The sequence below is a fragment of the Pseudomonas sp. 8_5_2 genome (genome assembly GCF_059295255.1).
Genome location: NZ_CM181238.1, coordinates 2,706,213 through 2,721,122, shown reverse-complemented (window position 1 = coordinate 2,721,122; position 14,910 = coordinate 2,706,213). Strand labels below are relative to the sequence as shown.

The window sequence follows — 14,910 nt, the reverse complement described above, 5'->3', positions numbered from 1 at the left end:
ACCCTGCATTGCGGGGTAAGTGCACAATAACAAGGTGCAAGCACATGACGTATTTCATTGATGTTCCAACCATGTCGGACTTGGTGCATGACATTGGCGTAGCGCCGTTCATTGGCGAACTGGCTGCGGCCATTCGTGATGACTTCATGCGCTGGCAAGAGTTTGATAAATCCGCGCGTGTCGCCAGCCACTCGGAAGTGGGCGTGATCGAACTGATGCCCGTGGCCGATAACAGCCGCTACGCCTTCAAATACGTCAACGGCCACCCGGCCAACACTGCCCGTGACTTGCATACGGTAATGGCTTTTGGCGTGCTGGCCGATGTCGATACCGGCTACCCGGTGCTGCTGTCCGAACTGACCATCGCCACCGCGCTGCGCACTGCGGCCACCTCGTTGATGGCGGCGCAGGCACTGGCGCGGCCCAACTCACGCAAGATGGCGCTGATCGGTAACGGTGCGCAGAGCGAGTTCCAGGCCCTGGCCTTCCACAAACATCTGGGCATCGAAGAAATCGTCGCCTATGACACCGACCCGCTGGCCACTGCCAAGCTGATCGCCAACCTCAAGGAATACAGCGGCCTGACCATCCGCCGCGCAAGCTCGGTGGCCGAAGCGGTGAAAGGCGTCGACATCATCACCACGGTGACGGCCGACAAGGCTTACGCCACCATCATCACCGCCGACATGCTCGAACCCGGCATGCACCTGAACGCCGTGGGTGGCGACTGCCCGGGCAAGACCGAGCTGCATGCCGATGTGCTGCGCAACGCCCGGGTGTTCGTCGAGTACGAGCCGCAAACCCGCATTGAAGGCGATATCCAGCAATTGCCAGCGGACTTCCCGGTGGTCGACCTGTGGCGCGTGCTGCGAGGCGAAACCGAGGGCCGCCAGAGCGACAGCCAGGTCACCGTATTCGACTCGGTGGGCTTCGCCCTCGAAGACTACACCGTGCTACGGTACGTATTACAGCAAGCGGAAAAGCGCGGCATGGGCGCGAAGATCGACCTGGTGCCGTGGGTGGAAGACGACCCTAAAGACCTGTTCAGCCATACCCGTGGCCGTGCTGCCAAAACCCGCATCCGACGCGTTGCCTGACCTTTCCCAACGGGTATTTCTACATGGCATTTCCAACGCGTTCGATTCAAGCACCTGCAGCAGTGGTCATGGTCAGGCCGCATGCGTTCACCCCCAACCCGGAAACCGCAGCCGACAACTCGTTCCAGCGCAGCAGCAGCGGGGCTGCCGGGCAGCACCTGGCCGAAGTGGCCCGCGATGAAGTGACCCACGCCGCCGGCAGGCTGGAAGCCGAAGGCGTGCGCGTGCACCTGTTCGACGATTTTGGCGAGCACGACACCCCGGACTCGGTATTCCCCAACAACTGGTTCTCCACGCATCCAGGCGGGCACATCGCGATCTACTCGATGTACTCGCGCAACCGCCGCCGCGAGCGCCGCGCCGATGTGATCGAGATGCTCAAGCATGAGTACCGCGTGCAGGATGTGATCGACTATTCGGGGCTGGAACAGGACGACCTGTTCCTTGAGGGCACCGGCGCCATGGTCTTCGACCACCTGTCGCGGGTGGCCTACACCGCACGCTCCAACCGCGCCGACCCGATTGCCCTCGAGCGTTTCAGCACGCACTTCAATTTCGAGCCGATGGTGTTCGATACTGCCGATGAGCACGGCACGCCGATCTACCACACCAACGTGCTGATGTGCGTGGCGACCGAGTTTGCCCTGGTGGGGTTTGACACGTTCACCAACAAGGCGCGGGCTGAAGAAGTGCGGATGCGCCTGATTGAATCGGGCCGCGATGTGATCGCGCTGAGCAACCTGCAGATCAGCCAGTTCGCCGGCAATGCCATCGAGCTGTCCGGGCGTGACGGGCGCATCCTGGCGCTGTCACGCAAGGCCTTCGACAGCCTGACCGCCGAGCAGCGCCAGCGCATCGAACGCTCGGCGCGGCTAGTGCCGCTGGACGTGCCGACCATCGAAATGGCCGGCGGCTCGGTGCGCTGCATGATTGCCGGGATTCACCTGTCACCGCGCCTGATTGCGGCGTGTGCCTGACTCACGGGTGCTTGCCATCGCATTTGCATCGCCTGTGAGGTCTAGCGCCGCCCGCGCGACGCTTCGCGGGGCAAGCCCTAATGCCAGGCAGTTAAGCAATTGGGGCCGCTTTGCGGCCCATCGCCGGCAAGCCAGGCTCCCACAAGTACGGCGCATGACTTGAATTCGATGCGGTCGGGGTGGCAGCTGGCTTGCCGTGGCGACGAACCGCGGCGATGGGCTGCGCAGCAGCCCCATTAGCCTTAACTGACTGACACTCTCTTGCCCCGCGAAGCGCCGCGCGGGCGGCGCTCGATCTCACAGGCGCTGCATATCTTGCGGCAAACACCTGTCTGCCCTTATGGGATCCCTATAGGGCTCCATGACTATCCCGCTGGGATCACAACCTGCTACTCCACCACCCCACACGCCACCCGTGCCCCACCCCCGCCAAGCTTCGCGGGGTGGTCGCTATGGTTGTCACCGCCAGCATGCACCATCAGCGCGTGGCCTTTGAAATCCTCGGCTTTGAGGCGCGGCGCCAGCACCGGGTAAGTGGCCTTGCCATCCGCCCCGACATACAGCGCCGGCAAGTCCCCGCGATGGCCGCTGTCATCGTACGGGCCTTTGTGGGCATTGCTGGTGTCCGGGTCCCAATGACCACCGGCAGCCCCGGCCGGCACGGTCTTGCCGCCCTCTTCAGCCGCTGCACAAGACCCTTTCTGGTGCAGATGGAAGCCATGCACACCCGGCGGCAGGTCCTTGAGGTCCGGGGTCAGCAAAGTGCCGTACTTGTTCTGCTCGATGCTGATGGTGCCGATCGACTTGCCCGGGCCATCGGCACCTGCAAGCTTGAGTTCCACAGTCTGGGCCGCCTGGGCCAGGCCGGTGCTGGTCAGCAATGCGGCGAATACTGCTGCTTTCATCATGTTTCTCCATGGCTTGGGATGTTGGGCGTCGTACCCACGTAACAGGTGGGACTGCGCAGACTGCCATGCATTCCCTCCAGCCACAGACTGAAACACTTCCCCCTCGGCCGCTAGATGCCGCCGCCCGCCAGCAGTTGCGTCATCACCTCGGCCAGCGCCTTGATCATCACGTCCGCTGTCGGCCGGTGGACAATGACGATTTCATAGCTGTCGACCTCCGGCAGCCCCTGCCTGCCTCCCAGCACCTGATGCTCGCCAGTCGCCGCCCTTGGCGGCAGCAGGCTGATGCCCATGCCATCGGCAACCGCCGCCTGGATGCCGCTGAGGCTGGAGCTGGTGAAACTGATGCGCCAGCGCCGGCCCATGCCTTCGATTGCACTGATCATGTCTTCGCGGTAGAGGCCACGGGGTGGGAAGGTCACCAGCGGGATCGGGTCCAGCTCGAAAGCCGGGGAGCGCGCGCTGTCGATCCATTGCAACCGCTCGGGCCAGCAGGCCACGCCTTCGCGGGTGTTGCGCCGCTGCTTGAGCAGCACCAGGTCGAGCTCACCGTTGTCGTAGGCCTGGCTGAGGTCACGGCACAGGCCGCTGGTCACCTCGAGTTTTACCTGCGGGTGCAGGCGACTGAAGGCCGACAGCGCATTGGTGGTACGCCCGCCAACGAAGTCCTCGGGGACGCCAAGACGCACCGTGGTGCCCACCATCGCCCCGGCCAGGGCTTCGAGCATCTGGTCGTTCAGCGCCAGCATGTGCCGGGCGTAGCCGAGCAAGGTCTGCCCTGCGTCGGTCGGCAGCACGTCGCGGTTGCCACGCACCAACAGCCGGTGGCCGACCATGTCCTCCAGGCGGCGCACCTTCTGGCTGATGGTCGACTGGGTCGAATGCAGGCGCGCGGCTGCGGTGGTAAAGCTGCCGCAATCGGCCACCACGACGATGGCGCGCAGCAGGTCGAGGTCGAACAGGGCCCTATTCGATTTAACGCTGATAGACATATTGATATTCAACTGCTGAATGGCAAGCCTGACTTCTATCACGCCACCTCGTGCACCGCAACGCGATGGGCTAATCACCCAGGGCGACACCTTCACGCCGGGGGTCGGCCCCGCCCGACCAGCCTTCGCCATGGCGCTGGATGATCTGCATGCCGCTGGTCATGGTCATGGGCGTCACCTCATGACCCCAGGCCGCCAGCTGCCGGATCAGCGCCGGACTGGCCAGGCCCGCTTCCACCTCGGTGCCGGCATTGCGGCTGCCGAAGTTGGGCAGGCCAGCGGCCTGCTGCGGGTCGAGCTGCCAATCCAGCAGGCCGATCAGGGCCTTGTTCACATAGCCGATGATCTGTGAGCCGCCCGGTGAGCCGAGGCTGGCCACCAGTTCACCAGAAGCACGCAAGAACACCAGCGTGGGCGCCATGGCCGAGAGCGGGCGCTTGCCTGGCTGCACCCGGTTGGCCACAGGTTTGCCCTGTTCCTGCGGGATGAACGAGAAGTCGGTCAGGTGATTGTTGAGCAAGAAGCCCTTGACCATCAGGTGCGAACCGAACGCAGCCTCCACCGAGGTGGTCATGGCCAGGGCCTGGCCGGCGTCATCCACCGCGCTGAGGTGCGAGGTGGAAATGCGCAGTGGCGAGCGGTCCGGGGCCAGCGCCAGGTCCGCGCCGTGCGGCTGGCCCGGGCGGGCCTGCTTCATGCTGTGCGCGGTAATCTGCCTGGCACGGCTGGCCAGGTAGGCGGAATCGGTCAGCGCCTTGACCGGCACCGGTACATAATCGCTGTCGGCCAGGTACTGGGCACGGTCGGCATAGGCAAGGCGCTCCGCCTCGGCGATCAGGTGCACGGCCAGTGGCCGAGCCTCGAGGCCCGCCGGGGATGTGGTCGCGACAGGCGGCAACGCTGCGAGGTCGCGTTGCGGCGCTGCGCGCTGTGCAGCCTCAAGAATGCCCAGCGTCTGCAACACTGTCACCCCGCCCGAAGATGGCGGCGGCATGCCACAGATGCGCCAGGCCTTGTAAGGGCCACAGACCGGTTCGCGCTGCCTGGCCTGGTACTGCCGCAAGTCCTGCAGCGACAAGTAGCCGGCATTGGGGTGGTTGCGTACCTTGTCCACGATGGCTTCGGCGATCTCGCCGCTGTAGAACACTTCGGGACCTTGCGCCGCGATCTGCTCGAAGGTTTGCGCCAACGCCGGGTTGCGCAGGGCCGTGCCCACCTGCAGTGGCCGGCCTTGTTGATCCAGGAAGTAACTGGCCATGCTCGGCGACCCGGCAATGTACGGGTCGCCGGCCACCAAAGCATGAAGGCGCCGGGAGACCGGGAAACCATTTCGCGCCAACCCGATGGCGGGTGCGAACAGGTCGCGCCACGGCAGCTTGCCGTGCTGCTCGTGAGCCAGCTTCAGCGCACGCAAGACCCCAGGCACGCCTACCGAACGCCCACCGATCTGCGCCGTCCGGAACGGCATGGGTGTGCCATCGGCCTGCAGGAACAGTTTTTCCGTCACCGCCGCCGGTGCCGCCTCGCGGCCATCAAAAGCCTGCACACGCTTGCCATCCCAGTACAGGATGAACGCCCCGCCACCAATGCCACTGGATTGCGGTTCGACCAGGGTCAGCACCATCTGCATGGCAATTGCGGCATCGATGGCGCTGCCTCCGGCCCGCAGCATCGCCCGTCCCGCCTCGCTGGCCAGCGGGTTGGCTGCGGCAGCCATATGCCGGCTGGCATGCACCGGCTGCAGGCCGCTGCGGTAACCGGATGCCAGCTCTGGTGGCGCAGGCAGAAGCTGGTCGGCGCAGACCCAGCCACTGGCAGCCAGCAGGCAAAGGGCGCCGACCAGCGGCGTTGGAAATCTCATGGTTGCGCGTCCTGCCATCAGCTATCAGGAAAGTCACTGTGGGTCATGCACAAACTTGACTTCAAGCCCTGGCGTATTTTTTCTAGGATGCAGGCAAGCCATCGAGGACCTTGCCCCATGCGTTTATCACTCGCAACCTTGTTGTTCGCCCTGTTCAGCAGCCTTGCCGCCCACGCCGAGACCAGCCCCATGGACAACCGCCTGCACAACGCAGCCCGCATAAACGACGTACGCACGTTGCAACAGTTGCTGAAACAAGGTGCCCGGCTGGACAGCCGTGACGAGCAGGGCCGCACTGCCCTGATGGTCGCCACCCAAGACAACCAGATCGCAGCGGCCCAGGCACTGATCGAGGCCGGTGCCGACGTGAATGCCAAGGACAACATCAATGACAGCCCCTACCTGTATGCCGGCGCCCGTGGCCTGAACGACATCCTGCAACTGACCCTGAGTCACGGCGCCGACCTGAAGAGCACCAACCGTTACGGCGGGACTGCGCTGATCCCTGCGGCCGAGCGCGGGCATGTCGAGACGGTGCAAATGCTGATCGATGCCGGGGTGGATGTGAATCACCTCAACCGGTTGCACTGGACCGCGCTGCTGGAGGCGGTGATTCTGGGCGATGGCGGGCCGCGGCATGTGGAGATTGTGCGCCGGTTGCTGGCGGCCGGGGCAGATCGGCAGATTGCCGACAAGGATGGCGTGACAGCGCTGGAGCACGCGCGGCAGCGGGGATATCGAGAGATGCAAAAACTGCTTGCGCGCCAGGCATAGCTTGCAGGAGCAGTTTTGTGCTGCGAAAGGCCGTTATGACTGGCAATTGGATGTTGCGGTATTGGCCTCTTCGCAGCACAAGGCTGCTCCTACCGGTTCAGTGCATGCGTTGAAATTTCCGCAACTTTCGGTCAGACCACATCTTCGTACGGCAGCCCCACATAGTTCTCGGCAATGTTCACCAGCCCCGCCGGCGAGGTCAGGAAGTACTCGCGGTCAGCCTCCTGCATCTTCTGGTCCCAGGCATCCTTGTGGTTACCGAAGTCATGCAGCAGCTGGGTCATGAACCAGCTGAAACGCTCGCCTTTCCATACCCGGCGCAAGGCCAGCGGCGAGTACTGCTGCAGCAGGTCGGTGCGCCCTTCGCGGTACACCTTGACCAGGATCCGGTACAGGTAGTTGACGTCCGACGCAGCCAGGTTCAAGCCCTTGGCCCCGGTTGGCGGGACGATGTGGGCGGCGTCACCGACCAGGAACAGGTGGCCGTACTGCATCGGTTCAACCACCAGGCTGCGCAGCGGCGCGATACTTTTTTCAAGCGCCGGCCCGGTGATCAGGTCGGCGGCCACATCGGCGGGCAGACGGGCTTTGAGTTCGTCCCAGAAGCGCTCGTCGGACCACGCCTCCACCCGATCATCCAGGGGCACCTGCAGGTAATACCGGCTGCGCGTCTGCGACCGCTGGCTGCACAGGGCGAAGCCGCGCTCATGGTGTGCGTAGATCAGCTCATGGTTGACCGGCGGCGTATCCGACAGCAGGCCCAGCCAGCCAAACGGGTAGACCCGCTCATACTGCTGCAGCACGCCTTCGGGAATGCTCTGCCGCGATACACCATGGAATCCGTCACACCCGGCAATGTAATCGCAGTCAACCCGATGCACCTGGCCGTCCTTTTCAAACGTCAGGTAGGGCTTCTCTCCCTTGAGTTCATGCAGTTGGACATTGCTGGCCGCGTAGATGATCGGCGCACCATTGGCCTCACGGGCCTGCATCAGGTCACGGGTAACCTCGGTCTGGCCGTATACCATTACCGTCTTGCCCCCGGTCAGGGCCTTGAGGTCCAGGCGCTGACGGCGGCCGCCAACCAGCAACTCGACGCCCTCATGTACCAGGCCTTCACTGTCCATGCGCTGCGATACGCCAGCTTCGCGCAGCAGATCGACGGTGCCTTGCTCCAGTACCCCGGCGCGAATGCGACCAAGCACGTACTCTGGCGTCTGGCGCTCGACAATCACATTGTCGATGCCGGCCTTGTGCAGCAGTTGGCCAAGCAGCAGGCCGGACGGACCTGCACCAATAATTGCAACCTGAGTTTTCATTGTTGTTATCTCTGTTCGGACAATGCCGGCCCCGCACTGGCAGTGGGTCGGCATCTGCTGTTAGGGTTTACCCTTGCATTTTTACTGGCAAAAACTGCCATAGAAGTGTGTTATTCCATGCAAAATCTGCACTTTTAAAAAATTCGTTCGATTAACGGACAGGCCAACCCGCATGAAATCCACCCTACCCGGCGTTCCATTGTTCAAGTTGTACGGCGAAAACCAGGCCTGGCCGGGCACCGACCTGCTGCACTGCGAGTCGATCCCGGCGCGCAGCCGCCTGCACCATTGGGAGATCAAGCCGCACCAGCATGCCGAGCTGTTCCAGCTGCTGTATGTGCAGCGCGGCGAGGCCCAGGTGGAGATCGAAGGTTTACGCAGCGCCATTGGCGAAGCCGCCATCCAGGTGGTGCCGCCGATGACCGTGCACGGCTTTCGTTTCAGTGCCGATATCCAGGGCCATGTGCTGACCTTCGGCCCGGCACTGGTGGCGGCCCTGGAGCAGCGCCTTGGCGCGCCACTGACGGTGCTGGCCAACCCGGCGTGTTACCGGCTGGGCAAGGACCGTATGCACCTGCGCAGCCTGATCGACACCCTGCAGCAGGAATACCAGGGCAACGCCCCGGCGCGGGCGGCCCTGCTCGAGGCGTTGGTGACCGCGCTGATGGTGTGGATCAGCCGCCGCCAGCAACTGGGCCAGGCGCCGCGCAACCGTGATGAACGTGACCGCCAGTTGCTCGGGCAATACCTGCGCCTGGTCGAGGCGCATTACCGGGAACATTTGTCGGTGGAGGATTTTGCCGCGCGGCTTAATGTTCCAAGCCTGCAACTGAATCAGCTGTGTCGGGCGTTGAGTGGGCAGACAGCGCTGCAGGTCGTGCACCAGCGCTTGTTGCTGGAGGCGCGGCGGAACCTGGTGTACACGCGCATGAGCATCGGGCAGTTGTCGGATAGCCTGGGGTTCACCGACCCGACGTATTTCGCGCGGTGGTTCAAGCGGTTGAGTGGGCAGACACCCAATGGCTATCGGCGGGCGGTGCAGCCGGACTGATCAGTGCCTGCCTGTGCCGGCTCCTGCTTGACGTAAACGTCAACCTACCCTCAGGATACCGCCATACCCCACGCCGAGCCCGAGCATGAGCACCCAGACCTACAGCATCTCCGACCTGTCCCGCGAGCTTGACATCACCACCCGTGCCATTCGTTTCTACGAGGAACAGGGCCTGCTCAGCCCGGAGCGCCGCGGCCTGGAACGCATCTATTCGGCGCGCGACAAAGTCAGCCTGAAGCTCATCCTGCGCGGCAAACGCATCGGTTTCTCACTCGCCGAGTGCCGCGAACTGATCGAGCTGTACGACCCCACCAGTGGCAACCTCAAACAGCTCAACAGCATGCTGCTGAAAATCGCCGAGCGCCGCGCCCAGCTGGAACAGCAGATGCTCGACATCCACCAGATGCAACTGGAACTGGACACCGCCCAGGAGCGCTGCGAACAGGCCCTGGCCGCCACCCTGAACAACAAAGACCACCGCTGAACGCCACAGGAAACCCGCCATGCACTTGCCCAAAGAAGTCCGTCTGGTCGAAGTAGGCCCCCGCGACGGCCTGCAGAACGAAGCCCAGCCCATCAGCGTCGCCGATAAGGTGCGACTGGTGGACGACCTCACCGAGGCGGGCCTGGCCTACATCGAAGTGGGCAGTTTCGTCTCGCCCAAGTGGGTGCCGCAAATGGCCGGTTCTGCCGAGGTATTCGCCAGCATCCAGCAGCGCCCGGGGGTCACTTATGCGGCTCTGGCGCCAAACCTGCGCGGCTTCGAGGACGCCCTGGCCGCGGGCGTCAAGGAAGTGGCCGTGTTCGCCGCCGCCTCCGAAGCGTTCTCGCAGCGCAACATCAACTGCTCGATCAGCGAAAGCCTCAAGCGCTTCGAGCCGATCATGGAAGCCGCGCGCAACCATGGCGTGCGTGTACGCGGCTATGTGTCCTGCGTGCTCGGCTGCCCCTATGAAGGCAAGGTCAGTGCCGAACAGGTCGCCCCGGTAGCCCGCGCCCTGCACGACATGGGCTGCTACGAGGTGTCGCTGGGCGACACCATCGGCAGCGGCACCGCCGGCGATACCCGGCGGCTGTTCGAGGTGGTGTCGGCACAAGTACCACGGGCACAGCTGGCCGGGCACTTCCACGACACCTACGGCCAGGCCCTGGCCAACGTCTATGCCAGCCTGCTCGAAGGCATCAGCGTGTTCGACAGCTCGGTGGCTGGGCTCGGTGGCTGCCCGTACGCCAAAGGCGCTACCGGCAATATCGCCACTGAAGATGTGGTGTACCTGCTGCAGGGGCTGGGTATTGAAACCGGCATCGACCTTGATCGGTTGATCGCCGCCGGGCGGCGCATCAGCAGCGTGTTGGGCCGCGACAACGGGTCGCGGGTGGCACGGGCGCGCAGCGCACAATAAGTCATACGGCTGTCACATGTGCGTGGGTGGAGTGTTACCGCCCCCACGCTTCACAGTAGAAAATCGGGTAACAGGGAAACAAATCGACAGAATTTCAGGCGACGAGATTTTGCAAAAAATCGTTAAGCCATTGATTTTAAAGGCTTTTCAAAAGTTGGCACGCACCCTGCTATATCTTTGGTACAAGAACAACAAAAATGCGATACCCAATAAAAACAACAGGTAACGGCTCTGACATAACAAGAACAACACGGCAGAGGCGTAGCAAGCAGATCTTTTTGGAGTCGACACGCTTTTCAGGGGTACGCCCCGCGGTCTGGCACAGAACAATAAAACTACCACAAGGTAGCAGCAGCCAGGTTCGGATCAGCAATGATGAAGGCAGGTCAGCGCTCAAAAAAATACGTTTGCTCTTGACCCCGCATGGGGGTCGCTCGCAACACCAGGACAGGCTTACAAAAACAATAAAAGGCCCGTCCCAATAATAAAAAAAGAGCAGGCAGCAACGCTTTGAGGGGAGCTTAGGCTCCCCTCAGTGCTTCCCGTCCTCTTCCTCCTTCTGCTTTTCCTCGTTCTGCCCTTCTACCTTGTCTACCAGCATCGGCATCGTGCCCAGCACCAGCAGGGCCAGCACCGTGCTGATCAGCGCCGTGGCTTCGCGCCCCATGCCGGCAGCCGTACCGATTGCGGCGGTCATCCATAGCCCCGCGGCCGTGGTCAGGCCTTTCACGTGGCTGGTGTCCTGGCCGTTACCCTTGAGGATAGTGCCCGCACCCAGGAAGCCGATACCGGCGACGATGCCCTGGATCACCCGGCTCAGCGCCTGCTCATCAGCCCCGGCCATGCTCGGTGCCAGCACGAACAGCGCCGCGCCCAGCGAGACCAGCATGTGCGTGCGCACCCCGGCGGACTTGCCCTTGTGTTCGCGTTCGAAGCCCAGGACTGCACCCAGCACGGCCGCCATCAGCAGCCTTACGGAAATCTGGGTCACCTCGCGCCAGTCGGTGATATCGGCGAATTCGGCCTGGATCGTTTGCCAGATCAGCTCCATTGCGGCCGCTCCCACGCTGAGCATTGAATTGCCAGGACCGCGAAAGGACCGGGCCTGCCATCTGCAACTGTGGACCACTGCGCCTTTCATAAAGTGCCGCTCAGCCTGCCGATGCAGCATCTGCCTCTGCCCCGTGGTCCACCCTGTAACAACCCCAGGAGGACCACACCATGCCTGTTGAAGTCGACGAAACCACCCGCCGCTGCACGCTGGTTGGCGAAGACGTGCGTATCGAGGGCGACGGCCCGGACATCGAAATCGTCACCGACGAGCAGTTGCGCATGTCGGTAGCCCTGCTCGCAGGCCAGCGCGTGCCCATTACCGAAGCCGAGGCCGATGCACTTACCGTGGCGGGTGCGGTGGATAGCCGCAGGCATCTGAAGGCCAGTACGCCAGGCTCGGTAATCTGAGGCCTGGCGGGGCGCAACCCAGCAACTGATATGGTTTTTATCGTAAAATCTGAACCTGTGCTGATAACAGCTTCAGGGCCATAGTGCTCATGCCTGATCGAGGCCTGATGAGCACAGAACCATGAGCGATAGAGTCCCTTTCACAGAGATCACCACTGCCCCAGCCAGTCCCCGGACGCGACACTACGACAGCGGCATCCACACCCGCAGCTTCACCGGGCTGTACCGCAACCTGCGCATCGGCTTCGCCGGTGTGCTGTTTGTGCTGTTTTTCGGCACCGCCTGGCTGAACTGGGATGGCCGCCAGGCCGTGCTGTGGGATTTGGAGAACAGCAAATTTCACATCTTCGGCGCCACCTTCTGGCCCCAGGACTTCATCCTGCTGTCGGCACTGCTGATCATCTGTGCCTTCGGCCTGTTTGCCATCACCGTGTATGCCGGCCGCGTGTGGTGCGGCTACAGCTGCCCGCAAAGCACCTGGACCTGGCTGTTCATGTGGTGCGAGAAACTCATCGAGGGTGACCGCAACCAGCGCATCAAGCTGGCCGCCGCGCCCTGGACCCCGGGCAAATTCGCCCGCCGCACGCTCAAGCACAGCCTGTGGCTGGCCATCGGCGTAGTTACCGGGCTGACCTTCGTCGGCTACTTCACCCCTATCCGGCCACTGGCGGCGGAGCTGTTCACGTTGCAACTGGGCGGCGTGGCGCTGTTCTGGGTGCTGTTCTTCACCGCCGCCACCTACATCAATGCCGGCCTGCTGCGCGAAGCGGTGTGCCTGCACATGTGTCCTTATGCCCGTTTCCAGAGCGTGATGTTCGACAAGGACACCTTCGCGGTGGCCTACGACCCGCGTCGCGGTGAAACCCGAGGCCCGCGCAAGAAAGGCAGCGACGCACGCGCCCAAGGCCTGGGCGACTGCACCGACTGCACCCTGTGCGTGCAGGTATGCCCCACCGGTATCGATATTCGCGATGGCCTGCAGATGGCCTGCATCGGTTGCGCCGCGTGCATCGACGCCTGTGACGGGGTGATGGACAAGATGGGTTACCCGCGCGGGCTGATCGGCTACAAGTCAGAACACAGCCTGCAGGGCGGCACCACCCACTGGGTGCGCCCGCGCCTGCTCGGGTACGCCGCCGCACTGGTGCTGATGATCGGTGCCCTGGTGCTGGCCCTGCAGTTGCGCCCGATGGTGTCGCTGGACGTTATCAAGGACCGCGGCCTGTTCCGCGAGAACGCCCTGGGCCAGATCGAAAACATCTACCTGCTGAAAGTCATCAACAAGACCGAGCGCACACAGCACTATGCACTGCGCTTGCTGGACGCCGACGGTTTCACCTTGCAGGGCAACAGCACCCTGGTGATCCCTGCCGGTGAAATGAGTGAACTGCCAGTATCGGTGGCGATGCTCGCCGAGCGCCCGACCAGCAGTTCGCAGACCCTGAATTTTGAAATCAGCGAACGTGACAACCCTGCTGTGCGCAGCGTGGCCGAGAGCCGCTTCGTCGCACCGATCAACCGCTGATCCCTTACACTGACACCACCTTGCCTGCCAGGCTTCGACAGAAGGCCAGAATGAAACGTTACGAACGCTTCGCCGACGACATCGCCGAACTGATCCGCTCCGGGGTGCTGGGCCCCGGCCAGCGCGTGCCTTCGGTGCGCTATGCCAGCCAGACCCACGGGGTCAGCCCGTCCACCGTGTTCCAGGCCTATTACCTGCTGGAACGGCGCGGGCTCATTCGTGCCCGGCCGCGCTCGGGTTACTTCGTCAACACCCACGCCCCACGCCAGTTCAGCGAGCCACAGGCGCTGCAGCCGGTCAGCGAGTCCACCGACGTCGACGTCAGCGCGCTGGTGTTCTCGATCCTGGATTCGATCAAGGACCCCAACACCATACCGTTCGGCTCGGCCTTCCCCAGCCCCGAACTGTTCCCGCTGCAACGTCTGTCGCGCTCGCTGGCCAGCGCCAGCCGCAGCATGGACCCGCGCATGGTGGTGACCGACCTGTCGCCCGGCAACCCGCAATTGCGCCGGCAGATTGCCCTGCGCTACATGGTGGGCGGGCTGATGCTGCCAATGGAAGAGCTGCTGATCACCAACGGCGCGCTGGAAGCATTGAACCTGTGCCTGCAGGCGGTAACCGAGCCCGGCGATCTGGTGGCCATCGAAGCCCCGGCCTTTTATGCCTGCCTGCAGGTGCTGGAGCGGCTCAAGCTCAAAGCAGTGGAAATCCCCGTGCACCCGCGCGAAGGCATGGACCTGGGTGTACTGGCGCAGACCCTGGAAAAACACCCGGTCAAGGCCGTGTGGTGCATGACCAATTTCCAGAACCCGGTAGGCGCAAGCATGCCGGAGGCGAAGAAGCAGGCCCTGGTAGAAATGCTTGCGCGCCATCAGGTGCCCTTGATCGAGGACGATGTGTATGCCGAGTTGTACTACTCGCAGCAGGCACCCAAACCCGCCAAGGCCTTCGACACCCAGGGCCTGGTCATGCACTGTGGTTCGTTCGCCAAAAGCCTGGCACCCGGCTACCGGATCGGCTGGGTCGCGGCCGGGCGCTTTGCGCAGAAGATCGAGCGGCTCAAGCTGATGACGTCGCTTTGCGCTTCGATGCCGGCGCAGGCGGCCATTGCCGACTACCTGCAGCACGGCGGATACGACCGGCACCTGCGCAAGCTGCGCTATGCCCTGGAGGGCCAGCAGGCCAACATGCTGGCCGCCATCGCCCGCTACTTCCCGGCTCAGACACGGGTAAGCCAACCGTCCGGGGGCTACTTCCTGTGGCTGGAACTGCCCGAGCAGATGGACGCCCTGAAACTGTTTCACATGGCCTTGGCCCAAGGCATCAGCATCGCCCCCGGGCCGATCTTTTCGCCCACCCGGCGCTTCGGCAACTGTATCCGCCTGAACTACGGCAGCCCCTGGCATGACGGCGCCGAAAGGGCCATGGAAACCCTGGGGCGGATCATCCGCTCGTTCTGATGCCTAACCACCCCATGGGCAGCATGCCGACCGGGTATCCGCCTACAGGCGAACAGGTTAAAGTCTTTGCCTTCTCTTGCGT

General features: G+C 63.2%; 14 protein-coding genes. 9 read left to right on the top strand and 5 right to left on the bottom strand.

Annotated features, from left to right (window positions below):
* The first annotated feature begins 44 nt into the window (after positions 1–44).
* Both ocd and ctlX read left to right on the top strand, forming a co-directional pair.
* Positions 45–1,097, top strand: a complete 1,053-nt coding sequence (gene ocd, locus AC5O5R_RS12495) for an ornithine cyclodeaminase (protein WP_172221264.1) — start codon at positions 45–47, stop codon at positions 1,095–1,097.
* Positions 1,098–1,120: 23 nt separating this feature from the next.
* Positions 1,121–2,074, top strand: coding sequence for a citrulline utilization hydrolase CtlX (ctlX, locus tag AC5O5R_RS12490; protein WP_172221261.1), 954 nt, complete (start codon positions 1,121–1,123; stop codon positions 2,072–2,074).
* A 389-nt stretch (positions 2,075–2,463) separates the two neighbouring features.
* Here the strand turns inward: ctlX and sodC are convergent, their stop codons facing one another.
* From sodC to ggt, 3 genes are all read right to left on the bottom strand, one after another.
* Positions 2,464–2,979 carry a superoxide dismutase [Cu-Zn] SodC gene (gene sodC / locus AC5O5R_RS12485; protein WP_494515422.1) on the bottom strand — a complete coding sequence of 172 codons (516 nt, stop codon included), beginning with the start codon at positions 2,977–2,979 and terminating at the stop codon, positions 2,464–2,466.
* Positions 2,980–3,092: 113 nt separating this feature from the next.
* On the bottom strand, positions 3,093–3,974 hold the full coding sequence (locus tag AC5O5R_RS12480; protein WP_172221255.1) for a LysR substrate-binding domain-containing protein: 882 nt from the start codon (positions 3,972–3,974) through the stop codon (positions 3,093–3,095).
* 70 nt (positions 3,975–4,044) lie between these two features.
* On the bottom strand, positions 4,045–5,835 hold the full coding sequence (ggt, locus tag AC5O5R_RS12475) for a gamma-glutamyltransferase (protein ID WP_494515421.1): 1,791 nt from the start codon (positions 5,833–5,835) through the stop codon (positions 4,045–4,047).
* A gap of 117 nt (positions 5,836–5,952) precedes the next feature.
* On the opposite strand from ggt, the gene AC5O5R_RS12470 reads away from it, so the two are divergent.
* The gene (locus tag AC5O5R_RS12470; RefSeq protein ID WP_494515420.1) at positions 5,953–6,609 is read left to right on the top strand and encodes an ankyrin repeat domain-containing protein; all 657 of its coding nucleotides are present in this window, start codon (positions 5,953–5,955) and stop codon (positions 6,607–6,609) included.
* Positions 6,610–6,740: 131 nt separating this feature from the next.
* Here AC5O5R_RS12470 and pobA read toward each other — a convergent pair whose 3' ends face one another.
* Positions 6,741–7,928, bottom strand: a complete 1,188-nt coding sequence (gene pobA / locus AC5O5R_RS12465; RefSeq protein ID WP_494515419.1) for a 4-hydroxybenzoate 3-monooxygenase — start codon at positions 7,926–7,928, stop codon at positions 6,741–6,743.
* Between the two features lie 172 nt (positions 7,929–8,100).
* Between pobA and AC5O5R_RS12460 the strand changes: the two genes are divergently transcribed.
* The 3 genes from AC5O5R_RS12460 to AC5O5R_RS12450 all read left to right on the top strand — a co-directional run bounded on the left by AC5O5R_RS12460 (position 8,101) and on the right by AC5O5R_RS12450 (position 10,382).
* Complete coding sequence (locus AC5O5R_RS12460) at positions 8,101–8,979, top strand: helix-turn-helix domain-containing protein (RefSeq protein WP_172221244.1); 879 nt, start codon at positions 8,101–8,103, stop codon at positions 8,977–8,979.
* Between the two features lie 85 nt (positions 8,980–9,064).
* Positions 9,065–9,463 carry a MerR family transcriptional regulator gene (locus AC5O5R_RS12455; RefSeq protein WP_172221241.1) on the top strand — a complete coding sequence of 133 codons (399 nt, stop codon included), beginning with the start codon at positions 9,065–9,067 and terminating at the stop codon, positions 9,461–9,463.
* 19 nt (positions 9,464–9,482) lie between these two features.
* Positions 9,483–10,382: a hydroxymethylglutaryl-CoA lyase gene (locus tag AC5O5R_RS12450; RefSeq protein WP_172221238.1), complete on the top strand. Its 900-nt coding sequence runs from the start codon at positions 9,483–9,485 to the stop codon at positions 10,380–10,382.
* Between the two features lie 532 nt (positions 10,383–10,914).
* Here the strand turns inward: AC5O5R_RS12450 and AC5O5R_RS12445 are convergent.
* Positions 10,915–11,433, bottom strand: coding sequence for an MgtC/SapB family protein (locus AC5O5R_RS12445; RefSeq protein WP_172221235.1), 519 nt, complete (start codon positions 11,431–11,433; stop codon positions 10,915–10,917).
* A gap of 170 nt (positions 11,434–11,603) precedes the next feature.
* On the opposite strand from AC5O5R_RS12445, the gene AC5O5R_RS12440 reads away from it, so the two are divergent.
* The 3 genes from AC5O5R_RS12440 to mapR all read left to right on the top strand — a co-directional run bounded on the left by AC5O5R_RS12440 (position 11,604) and on the right by mapR (position 14,828).
* On the top strand, positions 11,604–11,843 hold the full coding sequence (locus tag AC5O5R_RS12440; RefSeq protein ID WP_172221232.1) for a DUF3203 family protein: 240 nt from the start codon (positions 11,604–11,606) through the stop codon (positions 11,841–11,843).
* A gap of 121 nt (positions 11,844–11,964) precedes the next feature.
* The gene (ccoG, locus tag AC5O5R_RS12435) at positions 11,965–13,368 is read left to right on the top strand and encodes a cytochrome c oxidase accessory protein CcoG (protein WP_494515418.1); all 1,404 of its coding nucleotides are present in this window, start codon (positions 11,965–11,967) and stop codon (positions 13,366–13,368) included.
* A gap of 50 nt (positions 13,369–13,418) precedes the next feature.
* A complete protein-coding gene (gene mapR / locus AC5O5R_RS12430; protein ID WP_172221226.1) occupies positions 13,419–14,828 on the top strand; it encodes a GntR family transcriptional regulator MpaR in 1,410 nt (469 codons plus the stop codon).
* Positions 14,829–14,910 lie beyond the last annotated feature (82 nt).

What these genes read in the sequence shown, in the direction of transcription:
- ocd (WP_172221264.1), top strand. Translation starts at nt 45, where the DNA reads ATGACGTATTTCATTGATGTTCCAACCATGTCGGACTTGGTGCATGAC.
- AC5O5R_RS12480 (WP_172221255.1), bottom strand. Translation starts at nt 3,974, where the DNA reads ATGTCTATCAGCGTTAAATCGAATAGGGCCCTGTTCGACCTCGACCTG.
- pobA (WP_494515419.1), bottom strand. Translation starts at nt 7,928, where the DNA reads ATGAAAACTCAGGTTGCAATTATTGGTGCAGGTCCGTCCGGCCTGCTG.
- AC5O5R_RS12470 (WP_494515420.1), top strand. Translation starts at nt 5,953, where the DNA reads ATGCGTTTATCACTCGCAACCTTGTTGTTCGCCCTGTTCAGCAGCCTT.
- AC5O5R_RS12445 (WP_172221235.1), bottom strand. Translation starts at nt 11,433, where the DNA reads ATGGAGCTGATCTGGCAAACGATCCAGGCCGAATTCGCCGATATCACC.
- sodC (WP_494515422.1), bottom strand. Translation starts at nt 2,979, where the DNA reads ATGAAAGCAGCAGTATTCGCCGCATTGCTGACCAGCACCGGCCTGGCC.
- mapR (WP_172221226.1), top strand. Translation starts at nt 13,419, where the DNA reads ATGAAACGTTACGAACGCTTCGCCGACGACATCGCCGAACTGATCCGC.
- ctlX (WP_172221261.1), top strand. Translation starts at nt 1,121, where the DNA reads ATGGCATTTCCAACGCGTTCGATTCAAGCACCTGCAGCAGTGGTCATG.
- AC5O5R_RS12450 (WP_172221238.1), top strand. Translation starts at nt 9,483, where the DNA reads ATGCACTTGCCCAAAGAAGTCCGTCTGGTCGAAGTAGGCCCCCGCGAC.
- ccoG (WP_494515418.1), top strand. Translation starts at nt 11,965, where the DNA reads ATGAGCGATAGAGTCCCTTTCACAGAGATCACCACTGCCCCAGCCAGT.
- AC5O5R_RS12440 (WP_172221232.1), top strand. Translation starts at nt 11,604, where the DNA reads ATGCCTGTTGAAGTCGACGAAACCACCCGCCGCTGCACGCTGGTTGGC.
- AC5O5R_RS12455 (WP_172221241.1), top strand. Translation starts at nt 9,065, where the DNA reads ATGAGCACCCAGACCTACAGCATCTCCGACCTGTCCCGCGAGCTTGAC.
- AC5O5R_RS12460 (WP_172221244.1), top strand. Translation starts at nt 8,101, where the DNA reads ATGAAATCCACCCTACCCGGCGTTCCATTGTTCAAGTTGTACGGCGAA.
- ggt (WP_494515421.1), bottom strand. Translation starts at nt 5,835, where the DNA reads ATGAGATTTCCAACGCCGCTGGTCGGCGCCCTTTGCCTGCTGGCTGCC.